This is a genomic window from Cyclobacterium xiamenense (genome assembly GCF_009467825.1).
In the GTDB taxonomy this organism is placed as follows: Bacteria; Bacteroidota; Bacteroidia; order Cytophagales; family Cyclobacteriaceae; genus Cyclobacterium; species Cyclobacterium xiamenense.
The window spans coordinates 1-16,477 of record NZ_WIOK01000026.1; the positions used below are offsets into that span (position 1 = coordinate 1).

Below are 16,477 nucleotides of genomic sequence, written 5' to 3' on the forward strand. Positions count from 1 at the left end.
AACTTGGCCATAGTTGCTTTTTTGTACAACTCCAAAATACCATTTTTGGAGAAAAAAAACAACTAAATTAGAGGCTGCCCGACTTTTCGGACAGCCTCATTTTCTTTACCTCATCAAATGAATTGCTCCCGGCCAATATGCAACTGGAATGTAAGCTACCGACGGTTGGTGACGCCTCATTTTTTCTTTACGGAGGGTGTACCTGGATATTCCGGTGATGTTGACCCCCTTCCGGGCATACTGACCCCCCTAAAAATGACTGGTTTTTTGAAGAACGCTATATACTGACAATTTTACTGTTTTTTTCTGAGACTTTCCCCTTTTATTTCTATTCTATAAGATCCATGCACGAGACGGTCCAAAACCGCATCTGCAATCGTCTCCTCTGTAAACACATCATACCAGCTCCCAACCGGTAACTGACTTACTATAATTGTTGAGCGTTTGCCATGTCGGTCCTCTATCATTTCCATAAAATCCATTTCCTGTTGCTTATCCAGGTGTGTCAGCCCAAAGTCATCCAGGATCAATAGATCCGCTTTCGCCAGTTTATCAAAAAACCTGATACTGGAGCCTTCCAGACGTACCAGCTTGGCCTTCAACATGAGCTTCTGCGTATTAAAATATGCTACTTTATACCCCTGTAGACATGCCTGGTGACCAAGTGCCGAAGAGAGGAAACTTTTTCCGCATCCAGTGGAACCGGAGATCAGTACCGCTGTTCCCTGCGCGATATATTCACCGGTTGCCAGGGTGGTAATCAGGTTTTTATCCACTCCCCTGGAAGGATCCAGCCTGAGTTCTTCGATTGAAGCCCTGTACCTGAACCCGGCGTTTGCCGATAGTCTTTTGAACCTTCTGTTAGTCCTTTCCTCTTCCTCGGCCTGGAGCAGGATCTCCATCCCTTCCTGCAGGTTGAGTTCATGCAGTCTCCGTGTTTCTTTTAGGGCTTCCCAGGTACGGGACATCCCGTGGAGCCTCAGGTTACCCATTTTTGTTTCGATCTGATTCATTGTTCTGTTGTTTGTTAAATTTAAGTTGAGTTTGGTAATGTTCTTTTCCCCTTACGTTTTTGTGGTCGGGAAGCTTCTTTTGAACCGGTTCCCGGTACTGTCCGGTCATATTGTTTTCCAGGATGTTTTTAACAAAAGAATAGGAGTAAACTTCGTTGTCTATGGCCATTTGGCAGGCAAGCCTGAATTTTTCCGCATCCGATTTCCTTGACAGTGCCAGAAGGCCATCACAGGTATTATAAAGTTGTTCCGGATAACGGTCCTGACTGAAAATATATTCAACAAGCCTGCTTAATATATCCGAATGCCCGGAGGCGAGTTTCTTATAATATTCAGGGCTTCTGTCCCTGTAGTGCCTGTGCTGGGAACATAAGTGGTCGGCAGTTGTCGTGTATTTGCCATCCTTGGAGCCGCTCCGGATATGTACGGCAACCTGCTCCCCCTCATGGTAGATGTATACCATGGAACGGGTATAGAGCACCTTCATTTTTAAACCTATAAGCCTGTAAGGGACACTGTAATAATGGTTGTCCTCGGTCAGATAGATATGGTTGTTTTTGGCGGCCTTGAGTTCACAGTAACTCTTGAGTACGAACGGATCATCGGGAAGTGCGGACATATGCTTTTTTTCCTCTGCCAGATACTGTTCCTCTCTGCAGTAGGGTTTCTGTTGCATCCTGGTCTGGTTGTGGGCCTTTACCTTACATTTAACCGCTTCATTGAGCGAATGGAGGTCAAAAAACTGCTGGTTCCTCAGTTTGGCATATACCCTGGAATAAACCAGTTTCACCTGGTTCTCAACCAAAGCTTTATCTTTTGGTTTTTTCACTCTTGTGGGCAGTACGGCTGCCCCGTAATGGGTGGCAAAATCTTCCATGGCCCTGTTGATGTGGGGCTCATATTTGCTGGCTTTGATGACTGCGGATTTCAGGTTATCGGGAATCAAAACCTTTGGGACAGCCCCAAGAAAGGCTAGACAACAGGAAAGGGCATAAAGAAAGTCGGATACGGACTGGCTTGGAACAGCCAGTACGAAGGCATAATCGGAAAAGGGCATACAGGCCACAAAAACCGGACATTCAATTGCTTCCCCGGTTTCCCTGTCATAATAGGTGAGCTTTTTGCCTGCAAAATCAATGTAAAGCTTATCCCCCGGAACATGCTGCAATACGGCAGAAGGTTTGGAGGCTTCCTTTTGCTGCTGGAGATGGAAACAGAACTGGGAGTATCCATAGCCATCCGGATTGGATTCCCTGTACTCTTCCCACAACAGCCTTTTATTGACCCCTGTACGCTCAAGCTCTTTCAAATAGTAGTCGATGTGGGTTTTAAGGTGCTCGTATCTTTCTTCTTTATAAGCAGGGTTTCCCGGGTGGAACTTGGCCTCAAGTTCGGGGGATTCCAGCTTCAGAAGACTTTCCGTACTGTTCTTTACACCCTGCGAGACAAGGGCATCATGCTTTGCAAGATAGGCTTTTACGGTGTTTTTGCTGATACCAAGGCTGCGGGCAATGGTCTTGATGCCCTTGCCCTGCTGGTGTAAAATCAATAATTGTTTTATCTGACTCATCGGTTTTGGTTTTCCTGCCATAGCTTATCTAAATCGGTAAGTTAATTTTACCGCAAGAAACCAAAATCATCTTTAGGGGGTCAATCCCGATGCTCGGGACAGGCTATGCTCCGGAATAGTCCGAAAGAGGGGTCAACATGCTCCGGATTTTTTCACTCAGGGAGTGTGAAAGAGGGGTCAACATCTGCCGGAATGGCAGCCGTTTAAAGCATTTAAAGACACCCTAACCTTCCGGATAAGGGCATCATTTGGGGGGTCAATTTACTCCGGTATATCCAGGTGTACCTGGATAACCAAACAAATGTAGCTGTCAGAAGTGAACGGAGAGGCCGCAAAAAAAACCGTTGCGAAGCTGCCTTATTCGGAAGCGTGTGTTGGTGGTAGCCAAAATGCACCAACAGGGATAGAAAAAGAATCACCGGAATTCATCCGGACGTCAAGCGAGCAAGGCTCTTAGAATACCGAGGTAATCCTCCGTGACGCGCTTTCTCGAAAACGCATCCAATTTACCCTCATCTTTAAAATGTTGCACCGAGGCCGTGTATGCTTCGTTGTTTTCGTACACCTGCTTCAATGCATCGGATATTTCTTTCACCGAGCGACTGTCAACCTTTACGCCCACCTTTCTGTACTCCTCAAAAAAACCGTCCACACCGGCGTTTTTAGCATAGATGATGGGAAGACCCGAATTAAGGGCTTCAATAAAAACCAGACCAAAGGTTTCCGGATTACTTGGGAGTACCAGACCCAGGTATTTGGGGTACACGTGAACCAGCTGCTCATTGGGTACCGAACCGAGGAGGTTAAAACGAGAGGGGTACTTGCAGGAATCAATGTACTTTTGAATTACTTTTTTTGATTTTTCGGTACCCGGTCCAATAATATCCAACCCAACGGAAGGGATCGACGCATGGAGCGCGTCCATTGCCTTGATGACGCGTTTAATGTTTTTCCTTTTATAGGAATCCAGTTTAAAAACCGAAACGAACTTGTTGTTTTTGGTATGGCCGGTTGTGCTTACCTGCCTGCTTGGCTCAATAATATTTGGGATCAGTACTGCTTTTTCCTGAAAGGGTATAGCGGGAAAATAGTGCTCCAATTGATACCTTGTCCACGGAGTAAGGAATAGAATTTTAGATGCCCCGCCCAAAATCTTCCCATACAATGGGCGTGCCCACCACTTGGCCCGAATCACTTTGAGGTCGGAGTCACCGCGAATGGTAACAATATACGGAATACCCAATCTCTCTGCCAGCGAAAAAGCAATGATCCCCTCAAAGGTAAGTTTGTGGGCATGGATCATATCAAAATCCACCGAATTGTTACGGAGGGTTTTCAGGATTCGCCTGCCAGCGAAACGCATGCAGGGCGTGAGAAAAATACCAAAGGGCAACCCAAATACCCTCATGCCAAAACCATAATCCGTCTTGACCACCCGGTAATCGGAAAAAGGATTTGCCGAACGTTTCATAGAGAACACCAAATTGTCAAACTCGTTTTGTGCATCTATGAGGTTCTTGACAGCTTTTGTCTTATCCTTGTGTAGAAAGCCCGGGTAATCAAAAGACAGGTGCAGTATCGACATGGGTTACAACGTTGATTCGAAAAATGCCATTATATTGCTTTTCTAAATATTTCAGCCATCTCCTGACCAAATACTCCTGAATGATACCGGGTATGGTACAATTGTCGGGCATTTTTCTCCATAAGATCAAAACTACCCGAAAGGCCAAACATCCTATTCAAGGCAGTCTCCCAGCCTTTCACCGTGTTGTCTTTTACCCACAGTCCGATATTCTCCTTCTCTATATCAATATCGATGTAGGGGTGGTATGTCATTAAAACTGGCTTTCCCATGGCGATGCAATCGTTTAATACAGTAAGTCCAAAGGTATTTCCCCTGTTCTTGATATCATCCCGAATGGGAATGATCACAAAACTGGATGCCCGGTATTCCTCCATCAAAACAGGGTAAGGTACCCAGGAATTGTCCACAAAAACGTTCGAAGGCAATTCTTTAGAGGAAGAAACCCCCTTTTCCGTGCAAAAAATCCTCAACTGCTCCCCCACGTTAGAGAAAGCCGCAATCAACATATCGTAATCCCTATCTACTGTGCCGGCACAAACAGCAAATGGCCGATCGTTTGGAGACGTTTTGGTAGCTGACAGGCGCTGATAAAACTTCCTGTCCGGCCCCCAATGGACGTAATGAAAACGCTCTCTTGCAGAATCACTGGAAAAATCCAAATCGATTTGGGTTTTCTCTAGTAATTTTCTACTGAAAAACGCATAATGATCAAACTGCTGATACCCCTTTTTTAGAAGTCGGTTAAAAAACGTGTCTTTGTCATCGTAGTACTGAAAACCTTGATGTCCAAGTACTACAATAGGTATAGGAAGCAGTTTCATCCACTTCAATAGCGATAATAGCCGACTATTGGCAAGCGGGTAGGGCAGGTAGAGAAGGTCGTAGCGGTTGACCGACAAAAGCGTCCTAACCTGTTGGTCCAGGAAGGGAATACGAAGTAGGCTCCCCAGTCGATTTAACCAACGGTATTTTTCGTGCTTTAGAATATCTACAACAAAATCCCCGGACTCTTCCAATTCAATTTTCCCCATAAGAAAATGGCTGGGATTTTCCCCCTTTGACCAATTGGCAAAAATCGTATCGAATGAGTAGGAATTGATGAGGAGTACTCTAATCTTTCGTTGCGTTACCATTTTCTGCGTTTAAAAGACCAGCAATTCGTTCGCTTACATACCGTGCAGTAGCGCTTTCCGAGCATCGATTCTCCCACCATTCAATCATCTGTTTTTGGATACGCTGCATTTGCTCGGGATTCGCTAAGAGTTTCTTTACAATAGCGATTCCTTCGCCCCAATCGTCTATTTCCAGTATCGGAGATCCCCGGTAAAACTCGGTATTCGGCAACCGTTCGGAAAGTATCACACAGCCGGCACGCATTCCTTCAAAATGCCTGAAGCATTCTGTCATATCGTATCCTTTTGGACAAAGCACGATTTTACTTTCAGAAAGAATCTCTCCATATTTTTCCAACGTGTAACCCGATTTAAACGAACTGTTAAACATGAGAATGGAATCCGGGAATTTGCTACTAAAATCAACTTTCGTTTTTAGTAACAAATTGCGGTACAGTTCGCCCCTAAAAAATCGCTGTGCCGGGAACAGCCATTTCAAGCCCGATATATTTCGGAAAAAATCGATTCGGTTTTTATTTAAGTTTCCGCGGAAAAACACGTTGTATTTTCGATTCTCGATTGGCTTTATCGGTCGAAAGACCGGTACGTCCTTCACATAGCCAATCTGTATGGGAAAGACGTTCCCCGTAGACCCATATCTATCTCCAATATACGCCTTAAAAATAGCAAAATAATGCTGTGAATAGGGTCTCGGATCCTTTCCCAATTCGTCCGAAAAATAAAGCAGAATTTTCTTTTTGCTGCTTTTCACCTGTATACTTTCCGGGAGAACCTTCTTTTTGTGGTTGGAGAAAATAAAAAACTCGAAGTCAAAAAAAGTCTCCTTCATCAAACGTTGGAGCTCCTCAAAAACCCGGGAAATAAATACCCCTTCGTTCAGATCCTCAAATCTATAATCTGAGTTTTTATCATAATGTACATTGGGGTATTCAAACAAATCTCCACCAACTATTTTTTTACTACTCACATCTACCCTTTTAATCTTTAAACACATCCTGCATCAAAACTTTCCTAGATGGTCTATCGCATTGCTCGCAAACGGTTAACTATTTTAAAAAGCTAAGACTGCGCCTGCTTAAAAATACGAACAATCACCAATAAAATACGTCTTTACGAACCACAAATCTCAATCACAACTGACTGATGTAGTCTTCCAGAAAATCTATTATTTGTTGCTTTTGCGAAACATACGGAGCCGGTTCGAAATCTTCGACCCTATTGAGCAAATCGATCAAACTATCCTCTTCACGCCAGGCAATCAAATACCCCAATCGCTCAAATTCGCGGAGAATCTCAAGCTGATGATCATCTACGTGCTCGCCGTATTTTGCCAGCCGGGGAATGGCAATCACTTTCTTGCCAAGCTTCACGGCTTTCAGGATCGATCCGGATCCCGCATGCGTGATAATGAGACGTGCCTTTTTATATAAGCCCAACAGATCATCGGCCGACATAAAGGGTTTCACTGTAAGATAATTCGAATCAACTTCTGTATGTCCAGACTGAACGATTATTTCTTCGTTCAATAATCCTTCCTTGCAGAGTCTGTCCAACTCAACAAGAGGCCTTTTAAACTGGATAGGAAATGTTCCCAATAACACTAAAATCATATTCGTAGGGTTGGATTTATACGCTATATTAATCAATAGATTCCTCCTAAATGTATTCCTTTTTTGTAAAACCGTTGAGGACCCGGCCATTGCAAAATAAACTTATCCGCAATGGGGTAAATAAGATCCGCAGAAAACGCCCTTGAATCGATCCTTGCGAAGGACAAAATCCAGATAATCTTTCTACCCAACAATTTCCCCAGAATACACATCGGAACTGCTGTATGGCTTCCAGTCGTAATGATCGCTTTTGGAAAATGACTAAATAAAATCTTAATCGTAAGAAAAAAATTAACCAATATATTGATAAAAAACCCCACACTTCGACTTTTCCCATTTGACCTGCCCCTTAGATACTTAATATTATATTGGTCTTGATAGGCCATGGTGGAAGGAGCCATCTCTGTAACCAAAAGATAGTCATAGTTGGTAAACCAATCCCGCAATTCAAGTATCTGCGCCAGGTGCCCCCCATCCGAACAAATCAAAATAATCTTTTTTTTCTTCATCTTCCTCATGATTTTATAAAACAGTTAGGAATTACTTATCTCTTTCTTTCCAAAATTGGGTAAAAACCGTTTTCAGTTGATTGGCAAAAATATCCGCATTGAACTTCTTGCGATAGACCGACAACGCATTTTCACTCATTTGTTTCATTTTTGTTTTGTCATTCATTAGCGTTTTCACCGCATTCACCCACCCATCAACATCCCCCATTTCTACAAAGATACCGAACCCTTCTTTCTCGGCATCGAGATTTAAGGTTATATTTTTGGTGATAATCGTAGGTTTTCCCAGTGCAACTACGTCTTGAATACTGGTCATCCCCTGACAACCTTCCTGAATGCGATCGTATTTTAGCGGAATTAGGATCGCTTGTGCATTTATATAATGTTCCATCAACTCTATATAGGGAATAAATTCAGAATGAATGGAGACATTCGCTGGAAGCTCGGCTATCTTCGGCATTGACCTTGGCGTACAAAAAATCTTTAATTTATAATCCAGGCGCCTAAATGCTTCAATCAACGTCTCGTAATCTCTCGCCGTATGTCCCGCACTAATCAGATAGGATTCTGTCGCTCCCGCAGAGAATTTCGAGTTTGCATAAAAATTAAGATCTGGCCCCCACTGAGCCGTATACAGTTTATTGGCAATCGCATCCGTATCGATCTTTAATTTTTCAATGGCCTGAGCCAGCAAGGCTTCACTTAAATAAATGCTGGCATCGTAGGTCATCAAAAGCTTTTTGGTAATCTTCCTAACCAGGTAAGAGCTGGAATTGGTTCCGATAAAGGGCTGGTGAATCGTAACGACCACCGGTTTGCGGTAAATTTTTAAAAACTTAAGAAATAATAACAACTTTGTGTTCTTCGTATTGTAGGGCGCATACAATACGTCGTAGCTCCCCGGCGAAAACAATATCCGTATTTGTTGATCCAAGTGTGTGACCCCAACTTTCCCGCCGATTCGGTTCAACCATTTGTACTTTTCGTGGGGAAAAATAATCATCTTAAAATCGCTGATGCGCTCCAATTCAATCTTACCCCAAACATGGTGAGACCCGCTTTTTCCCTCGCTCCAAAGCTGGTAAGCGTTTTCCATGGAATAACTATTGATCAACAAGATCCTCATTTCAGTAACAGAAAATAACTGGAACAAACAAATGTATCCGGAACCTAACAAGAAGGAACCCTATGCCGCACTACCGGCTAGCGAACCAACACCCATGAACTTAATCCTAAATGACCCGTGAAAGCAGCGACTACTCAATGTATAAACGTTATAATGCCCCCGCTAACGGGTGTAGAGATGACGTGCATCCCGCGCGAGCCAAAGGAACAGGGACCCTTGGCTCGGCGGAAAAACACCCGATCAAACGCGGCTATATGTATCAATTAAGGTTTTCGTCTGATGTATGTTCGCTCTTGACGAAGCACCGAACAATATGGATTCAACTCCGTCCAGGGAACAAACGTATTCCAGGGCTTCCGCCGGAGGCAGTGCCCCTGCAGCAAGTACTTGCATGGCGACCAACTTGCATCGTTTTTGGGCGATTACCTCTTCATACTTTTCTTTCCCGCCAGACATTCGAAACCCGATTTTATTGATCGATGCGCAGACTGTAGGATTCTCAATACCTGCTTTCTCGAGCGTATCCAGTAACAACGGTAGATTCATCGTAATGAAGCCCGGTTCCGCTTGGTGCTTTTCTTTTACGTGCCGATAAAACGTGACCAAAAACTCGGTCATTCCCAGACCTAACAGCAAGTCCGTGATGACATTCTGAACCCAAATCACGGGGGTTTTTATGCCCTTAAACATTTTCAATTCGGCATCAATCATCAACTCCGCCAGGGAAGAAAAATCCTTTTTCACAAAAGCCAGCCCCCCCTTTGCAAACGTATTGAAGATGTTCCCGGGAACAAACTGTTTGATGGTCCCCAAATAGCCCAACTCGGTCACCGCATTTGCATATTTATGCGCGTAGGGCATACAGGGAAAAATTTGAAAACCGTTGTATTTATCGTTTGTTCTGATGACCTCGCAAATATTGGCAATACGATCATGCGTCGTGCACATAAAGGTATTAATCCCTTCATCAATCGCGGTATCCAACACTTTCAGGATGGCCTCGTCTTTTTGAAATTTCATCGTCTGAGCCCTGGATTTTTCATCAGAACTGTGGTTTACACCAAAAAACTGATTATCTCCAAATAATACTCTATCCATTTTCTTATTGTTTAGCGTTTTCAAGTAATTTTGATATTGTCTGATCCGTCACTGTCGCGTTCTTGAAACTACTTTTATTCTGAACTCCCTTATTGAGAATACAGGAAATAAAGTGATCCAACTGCGAGCTATATTCCTCTCCCCTCAGGTAAAAGTCCACGGATTCAGTAAGGTCTGTTAAGTACTTTATCGTCCAGCCCTTTTCAAGTCCCTCTTGTAAATTTGCTTCTTTCAGAAAAATCTTTACTTCTGTAGCATCAGCGATTAATTTCCCCTTCTTTCCCATGACGGTGATTTGAGTCGTCATTTTTCTATGCGTCTCGTCGCTCCAGTTCACGGACAATTGGCCACTCAACCCATTTTCCAATTCCATACTGCTGTAAACAGCATCTTCCACGCCCCGGGAGAAAATACTTTTAAGCATCGTCCCCGAGACTGCCGTTGGCTTACCCAGAAGAAAATATACCAGATCGATGGTATGAGACGCATAGTCATAAAGACAGCCTCCTCCCTGATTCTTTTCAGACCTCCAGGTTCCCCCTTTTTCTCGCAATACTACAGGTCCGTAGGATTCCGCCAAAAAATGGTACATCTCTCCCAGTATCCCTTTTTCGAGCAACCTTCTTACTTCCTCGAATGTCCCTAAAAATCGATTGTGGTACCCTACTTGATTTACTAATCCTTTTGCATCCGCTTTTTCTGACAGGCGAATCCCATCCTCCGCGTTGAGGACAAAAGGCTTTTCGCAGAACACGTGAATATTTCGCTCTAATCCATAGTCCACCATTTCAGCGTGAAACTTGGTCGGAGATGCAATGAGCAAGGCATCCAGGTTTGCCTGATCGATCATCTTCTTATAATCCGTATAACACGGAAACGACGAATATTTCTTGAACCCGTCGATTACCAAACCAGAGGTGTCACATACACCTGCTACCTCTACTTCCGGATGCGCGCCTAAGATCGAACAATGTGATAAACCCATTTTCCCAAGGCCTATAATCCCTACTCTAATCATTTTTAATTCAGTTTAAAATATATGTTAATAGTGCAGTATAATATTTCAAAAACCAGAACATCACTTACAAATCTGCAAGCACCCGATCTACTTTGTCTATAAACCTTTCCCAATTATTCTCCTTAAAAAAAACGTCCCTTTCCGACCTCAGCTGATCGGATGTTGTACCCGTGAAACGACTACATTCAACGATATCCCCAAAATTCTCGTAGGTTTTCACAAAACTCAGGTTGCTCAAATCTTTGAATGCCCCATGATTTGGACCCAGTATGGCGCTTCCCATGCGTATGGAATCAATCAACGAACCCGAACTTATAACCGTGTCGGAATTATAGGTAAACAAAATAAATTTTGCTTCCTGTGCAATCCGATAAATTTCCTCCAATTCCAGAATTTCATTAGTAAACATAATATCTTCGTTTACATAAGAGGTGATTTCCTTCAGATAGGCTTTATCAAAACATTTTCCAACAATTCTTACTTTAAAACGGTGTTCCTCGGATATTGTAGCGAGGAAATTTAAAAACTTATCAATCCCTTTGTACCTGTGAACGCTGCCCCAAATCAAAAAATCGATGGTTTTTTCCGCATCAATAATCGGAAACAGTTCGCTAATGGGATGCAGAATCACCACAACTTTGGCTGCTTGTTCGGGGTACGTTTCCTCAACAAAAGACTTACCTGATTCGGAGTGGGTGATAATCTTATCAGATCTTCGCATCATTAACCTAAAAACTTTATCCGCCTGTTGATTGTCTCGTTGATGGTGTGAACCTTTGTTATGCAGTACCCAAACAATTTTCTTTTTGAATATACGCACCAGCCAAAGGAAAAAGACAAACCCAGCTACTTGAAGGCGGCCAAACTTCTTTTCCGGCAGGTTTTCGATCCAATTAAAAAGAAAAACTTCCGATTGGAAAAAGTAGACAAATAAATTCAAAGTACCTATATTTGGCGCATTTTTGTTTACAACCCGATGCTTTTTAGCAAGTTCCCGGTGGAAATCAAAGATATAGGGATTTGGAGATCCATAAAACCGATCGTGCTTGGGATATAAAAAAATATTTTTCATCTGTTTATAATTGTCTTTTTGTGGTCACATAATCTGTCCGGATCACTTAATAATCATCCCTCTGTGTGACGGTACCTCATGCCTGCCTGTCCGGTAGGCGGGCACGATTTCATCACGTATAATCAGGCCAAAACTGAATTCAAGGCCTGTCTAAAATCATCTCGCACCTTTTTGCCCTCGTGTCGCTCTTTTGCTATCGCTATAGCCGCTTTTCCAAACGCTTCTCTTTCGCCGGAATTTGTCAGCAGTCCCTCCACTGCTTCCACTAATACGTCTATCTTATTTTCGGTGACCACTTTAGCCCATTGGTACTTTTTCGCATAGTCTACGAGCGCCGTCTCCTCCGGTGCAAAGATCAGGATTGGTGTTCCGCTTACCATGTATTCCGATGCTTTCGTTGGCATGGAATACTTGATAAACTTGACTGCGCTTTGAGAAAAATCATAGGGCAGGTACAATATATCCGCTTCCCCAAATTTTAGTGGAAGCTGTTCATAAGGCACCGGCTCCCGGTGTTTTACGCAGGAATACTTTTCCATCCAGGCCCTTTTTGTAGCTACTTGTATGACAAACTCTATTGAACTCCCCGATTTGGAATTAATTCGTGTCACCGCCTCCGCCATATTTTCTAACGACTCCTCGATTCCCAACCCGACACGTCCTGCATACAAAATCGTGGGGTTTTCAGCCTGCAATTCCCAGGTCGTTTTTTGGCCCGTTTTCCAAAAATCAATATCAATCGGATTGTGGAAAGGTTTGAAGTCCATGCCATATCTCCTTCGGTATTCATCATCCATCAACTCACTTATCCCCAAATGAAGATCGGATATCTTTAGCAGGTGCCGAAATTCTTTATCAACGACTTTTTCCCAGGATTTACCGAATACGCTCTCATCGCGCGCATAACTGGGCCAATCGTCCATCATATGAAAAACCATTGGCTTTTTCGAATACTCCTTTACCCGCGAACAAAATCGAACCCTGTTTCTCCCATGTGCCTGGGCGTAGATAATATCCGGATTAAAATCATCAAGCCAGCGTGTAAATTCATCGGACATCTTCAACTCGTACAACAATTCCATCACCCCCAACCACTTTAGTGCGGGCTCAACGTAGTCAATTGAAATCCGAGAACGTAACCGGGATTTTTTCGGGACAATTTCCTTTACCTGTCGCTTTTTGAAGTCCAGTAGTCCCGATGGATACCTCCGTTTTATCTTATTAAAGGGAAACTTCCAGATCGTCTCTTTCTCTCCTAACTGATAGTACGTATCACAGATAGCAGTATTAATATGGGTACTAACCAATGCCGGTAAACTCGCTACCGCTAGTTTATCTTTTGGCCAGCCGTAAAATAGATTGGTCAGCGTAATACCTCCTCCGGTATTGTTGTTAAACGGTTGGATTAATATAAGAACCTTGGGATGCTTCATGTTACCAACTAAAAATAACCTATTGTTTAAATGCCTCTTTGATCGTTTCGTCCGATAAATACCGAATATCCCTCGAATACCCGATTCCAACAGCTATCCAAAAAATCATGTAGTTTACCGAAAATATAAACACATTCATTGGATACAAACTTAAGATCCATAAAATTATCCAAATACCGGCTGCTTTGGACAAAAGGTTTTTCGAATAAAAAAACGCTTTAAAAGCAGCAGGAATTGAAATTACTAAAATCAGCACAAGTAAAATAGAGCCCCCTTTTAAAATCATGTTTAGGTAATCTGTCTCTATCATCCTCCGATACCCTGTCGTATCATTCACGTCAATATTCGGACACCAATAGGTCCCGTTAATTCCCCGGCCAATAATCCAATCCTGCAATTCGAAATCGCGATAAAACGCAAGTTCTACGTATTCACGCGTGTTTTCGGTACTCCGCTCCTCAATTTTCTCGAAAAAAGTAAACCGAAGTTTTTGATAGATCTGTCCGGCAAAAGCAGAAGCGACTAGTAAAAATACACCGAAAAGCATGGCCATCAAAACTTTTCGATTTGAATAAAGGTAGAGTATCACGAGAAAAATCAATAGGTAAACAACGCCTACAACCATAATGGATCGCCTTGCTCGATAGGCAGCCACGCCTACCATAAAAAGTACACCCAGTAATACCGTTAAATTTTTTGTTTTACTATGATATATATACGTGAAGAGAAGAAATCCCAATGGGATACCAAAATTTCTGGTAAATCCTTCGAAAATAAATTTCTCGTTGACGTTCGTCTCATAGTGCGTGGTAACCTCTTCGAAAAAGAGTAAGTTGTATACGATATACGCAATAGCCAGCACAAAAATGACCGAAAAAAGCTTCTTGTAAAAAAATAGATTTCTGGGAAAGAAAAGAAGAAGTGGAAATAAATACTTAAAGACACCCCCAAAAATAACAGACTTGGTACTCTGATACGTATACTCGAACCCATAAAAGGTAATAAAAATCACCCATATAAAGTAAATAACCAATAGTATGCTGATCACTTTATTGGGCGAGCGGAATTGCACGATATGATAGGTAGAATAAAAAATTCCGAGCAGCGCGATCATCTGAAAAAATTGCTCAATCTTATACAAACTTTCGATAAAGGTATTTCCTAGCCCTCCACTTATGCTGTATAGCAGTACAGATGCCCAAAACACCTTATAGTTAAAATTAAGTTCGTTTACGTACTTTTGATAGTTGATTGAGTATTCAATGGTATTCATGCTTCTTGAATTTGCTTTATAAATCCCTCAACATCGAAAAACATTTCCTCTACCTTCTGTAGGGAAGCATCATCGCCTTCCCACCATTTTGACCTTAATAAACCATCGATGATTTCATTGCTAAAGCGGTATTTGATTATGCGTATCGGACAACCTACTGCAACCGCATAGGGGGGGATGTCTTTACTAACCACCGCACCCGCACCGATCACGGCCCCATCACCGATGGTAACCCCGTCCAAAATGATCACATTGGCCCCGATAAAGACGTCATTCCCAATCTTGATGGGTATTAGCTCTTGAACTTTGGTTTCTTTACAAAAGGTAAATCCAGCCTGCGCATTTGCTGAGTAAAATGCAGGAGAAGTAGAGATGCCATTGATGGGATGCATCCCCCAACCACATACCAAATTAGGGCCAATTGAGCAAAACTTCCCGATCGTTGTGTTGTATATCCGCGCATTGAGTGAAATGTACGTTCCCTTATCTACTTCTGTGTTACTCAGCACGTAGTACTTAAACACTCTTGCCTGTGGATGAACTTTACTGTTGATCAGATTTCCTCCAAGGATTTCCCAGTAAACACTCTCCTTTTTTGCCGATACCTTGAGCAGTATAAACGTATTTATGAAAAAATTCCGTATGTAATTGAAAACCCTCATTGATTCCAAATATTTTTCGCTGATTTATTCAATATCTTTCGGGTTTGAATAAAGAACACCAAACCCTGTACCCCAAAAATGATGGTACTGGTAAGCGTGATTCCGACCAAACCAAACAACCCCCCTAAATAAATGGCCATCGGTATATTCAGCACCGCCGCAATAGAAACCATGTACAGCTGCAGCTTGATTTTACCGATCCCGTTTAAGAAAAAAACATGAATCGTCTGCCAGATTGAAACCACCACATACACGCACATTGCCACCGAAAGGCTAAAAGGTACCTGCACTTTGTCCCCTACCCAAATATCGTATAAAAACGGTGATGCAAACAAGATGGCGACCGCTGCAAGAATGGACAACAGCCATATTTTTCTCATTTTAGCCAGGGTATTTTTTATCCAGGTGTATTCCTCACGTACATATGCATCCGTAAATGCACTCCAAAGTGGGGTTGCGACAATCCCAAAACCCATCGTCACAATATTAAATAATTTGAAGGCTATATTGAATGGCGTGACTTCCGTCGGGCCAAACAGCTGCGTAATAATGATATTATTCGTGCTGAACAACACGAGTGCGCCAATCTGAATGATAAAAAACTTCCCCCCTAATGTCATTAAATCCCGTGCCAGGCTAAAGTCTACTTGCTTTAACGAGGGTGCGTATCGCTTGTATTCGTGATTGTAAAACCAAACACTTGAAAAAATCAAAACCAATACGGGTGTAAAACTCAGTGCCGTTCCCAAATAAATTAAGTTTCCCTCTGTCGTTAACGTCAGGATATAAATCACAATCAGCGAAAAAAGACTCCCCAGAAAATTAAAAAAGGAAGCTTTCGCAGGTTCCTGATTCGCAGTAAGTACGGTTGTAATTAACTTTAAAACAAATTGAAGGCAAAAGAACGTGAAAACGATCAAGGCCAAAATCCGTAATTCTCCAGCCATTTCAACCGGCGAATTCAGAATATTTGACCAATTCAAAAAAGGTGTAATACCGGCAAATACCAGTAACACGACACCAATAATCAAGCTTAAAACTACATAGGTGGTACTGATGTATTTTCTCGCCAAATCGTATTCACCCCTGGCAATACTTTCGGCGAATTTGTTTCGCAGCCCATGCCCAAAACCGATGTCAAAGAAACTAAACCAACCAACGATAGAACTCAACGTCAACCAAATACCGTAGCTTGTCGCGTTAACGTAATTGATAGTCAAAGGAACCAGTACCAAGCTAATCGCGATACTTCCGCCCTTTATCACCAGGGAGGCAAGGATGTTCTTTTTGGCTTTTACACTTCTTTTGTGCCCTTTATTGATCGCCTTACTTAAAACGAAATAAAGAGAGGAAACTTGACTTCTCATACAGA

At 42.6% G+C, this 16,477-nt stretch carries 15 protein-coding genes; all 15 read right to left on the bottom strand.

The window, feature by feature from the left end; all coding sequences use genetic code 11:
• Positions 1-293: 293 nt before the first annotated feature.
• Positions 294-1,013, bottom strand: a complete 720-nt coding sequence (gene istB, locus GCU44_RS17270; protein ID WP_154858080.1) for an IS21-like element helper ATPase IstB — start codon at positions 1,011-1,013, stop codon at positions 294-296.
• A complete protein-coding gene (gene istA, locus GCU44_RS17275) occupies positions 985-2,583 on the bottom strand; it encodes an IS21 family transposase (RefSeq protein WP_241685002.1) in 1,599 nt (532 codons plus the stop codon). Before istA ends, istB begins: the two co-directional genes overlap by 29 nt.
• A gap of 436 nt (positions 2,584-3,019) precedes the next feature.
• Positions 3,020-4,168 (bottom strand): glycosyltransferase, encoded by a 1,149-nt coding sequence (locus GCU44_RS17280; RefSeq protein WP_154858084.1) that lies wholly within the window; start codon positions 4,166-4,168, stop codon positions 3,020-3,022.
• Between the two features lie 29 nt (positions 4,169-4,197).
• Entirely contained in the window at positions 4,198-5,304 is a 1,107-nt protein-coding gene (locus tag GCU44_RS17285; RefSeq protein ID WP_154858086.1) for a glycosyltransferase, read from the bottom strand.
• Positions 5,282-6,271, bottom strand: coding sequence for a glycosyltransferase (locus tag GCU44_RS17290; RefSeq protein ID WP_241685003.1), 990 nt, complete (start codon positions 6,269-6,271; stop codon positions 5,282-5,284). Before GCU44_RS17290 ends, GCU44_RS17285 begins: the two co-directional genes overlap by 23 nt.
• Positions 6,272-6,434: 163 nt before the next feature.
• Positions 6,435-6,914, bottom strand: coding sequence for a PssE/Cps14G family polysaccharide biosynthesis glycosyltransferase (gene pssE, locus GCU44_RS17295; RefSeq protein WP_161993964.1), 480 nt, complete (start codon positions 6,912-6,914; stop codon positions 6,435-6,437).
• 32 nt (positions 6,915-6,946) lie between these two features.
• Positions 6,947-7,423: a PssD/Cps14F family polysaccharide biosynthesis glycosyltransferase gene (gene pssD / locus GCU44_RS17300; RefSeq protein ID WP_161993965.1), complete on the bottom strand. Its 477-nt coding sequence runs from the start codon at positions 7,421-7,423 to the stop codon at positions 6,947-6,949.
• Positions 7,424-7,454: 31 nt separating this feature from the next.
• On the bottom strand, positions 7,455-8,153 hold the full coding sequence (locus GCU44_RS17305) for a glycosyltransferase (RefSeq protein WP_241685004.1): 699 nt from the start codon (positions 8,151-8,153) through the stop codon (positions 7,455-7,457).
• Between the two features lie 636 nt (positions 8,154-8,789).
• The gene (locus tag GCU44_RS17310; protein WP_092177891.1) at positions 8,790-9,647 is read right to left on the bottom strand and encodes a hypothetical protein; all 858 of its coding nucleotides are present in this window, start codon (positions 9,645-9,647) and stop codon (positions 8,790-8,792) included.
• A 4-nt stretch (positions 9,648-9,651) separates the two neighbouring features.
• On the bottom strand, positions 9,652-10,665 hold the full coding sequence (locus tag GCU44_RS17315; protein ID WP_154858088.1) for a Gfo/Idh/MocA family protein: 1,014 nt from the start codon (positions 10,663-10,665) through the stop codon (positions 9,652-9,654).
• Between the two features lie 64 nt (positions 10,666-10,729).
• Positions 10,730-11,737: a glycosyltransferase family protein gene (locus GCU44_RS17320; protein WP_154858090.1), complete on the bottom strand. Its 1,008-nt coding sequence runs from the start codon at positions 11,735-11,737 to the stop codon at positions 10,730-10,732.
• Positions 11,738-11,859: 122 nt separating this feature from the next.
• Positions 11,860-13,170, bottom strand: coding sequence for a glycosyltransferase family protein (locus GCU44_RS17325; protein ID WP_154858092.1), 1,311 nt, complete (start codon positions 13,168-13,170; stop codon positions 11,860-11,862).
• A 19-nt stretch (positions 13,171-13,189) separates the two neighbouring features.
• Positions 13,190-14,443: a hypothetical protein gene (locus tag GCU44_RS17330; protein WP_154858094.1), complete on the bottom strand. Its 1,254-nt coding sequence runs from the start codon at positions 14,441-14,443 to the stop codon at positions 13,190-13,192.
• Positions 14,440-15,105 carry a CatB-related O-acetyltransferase gene (locus GCU44_RS17335; RefSeq protein WP_154858096.1) on the bottom strand — a complete coding sequence of 222 codons (666 nt, stop codon included), beginning with the start codon at positions 15,103-15,105 and terminating at the stop codon, positions 14,440-14,442. The genes GCU44_RS17330 and GCU44_RS17335 overlap by 4 nt, the downstream gene beginning before the upstream one ends.
• Entirely contained in the window at positions 15,102-16,472 is a 1,371-nt protein-coding gene (locus GCU44_RS17340) for a lipopolysaccharide biosynthesis protein (RefSeq protein ID WP_154858098.1), read from the bottom strand. The genes GCU44_RS17335 and GCU44_RS17340 overlap by 4 nt, the downstream gene beginning before the upstream one ends.
• Positions 16,473-16,477: the final 5 nt, after the last annotated feature.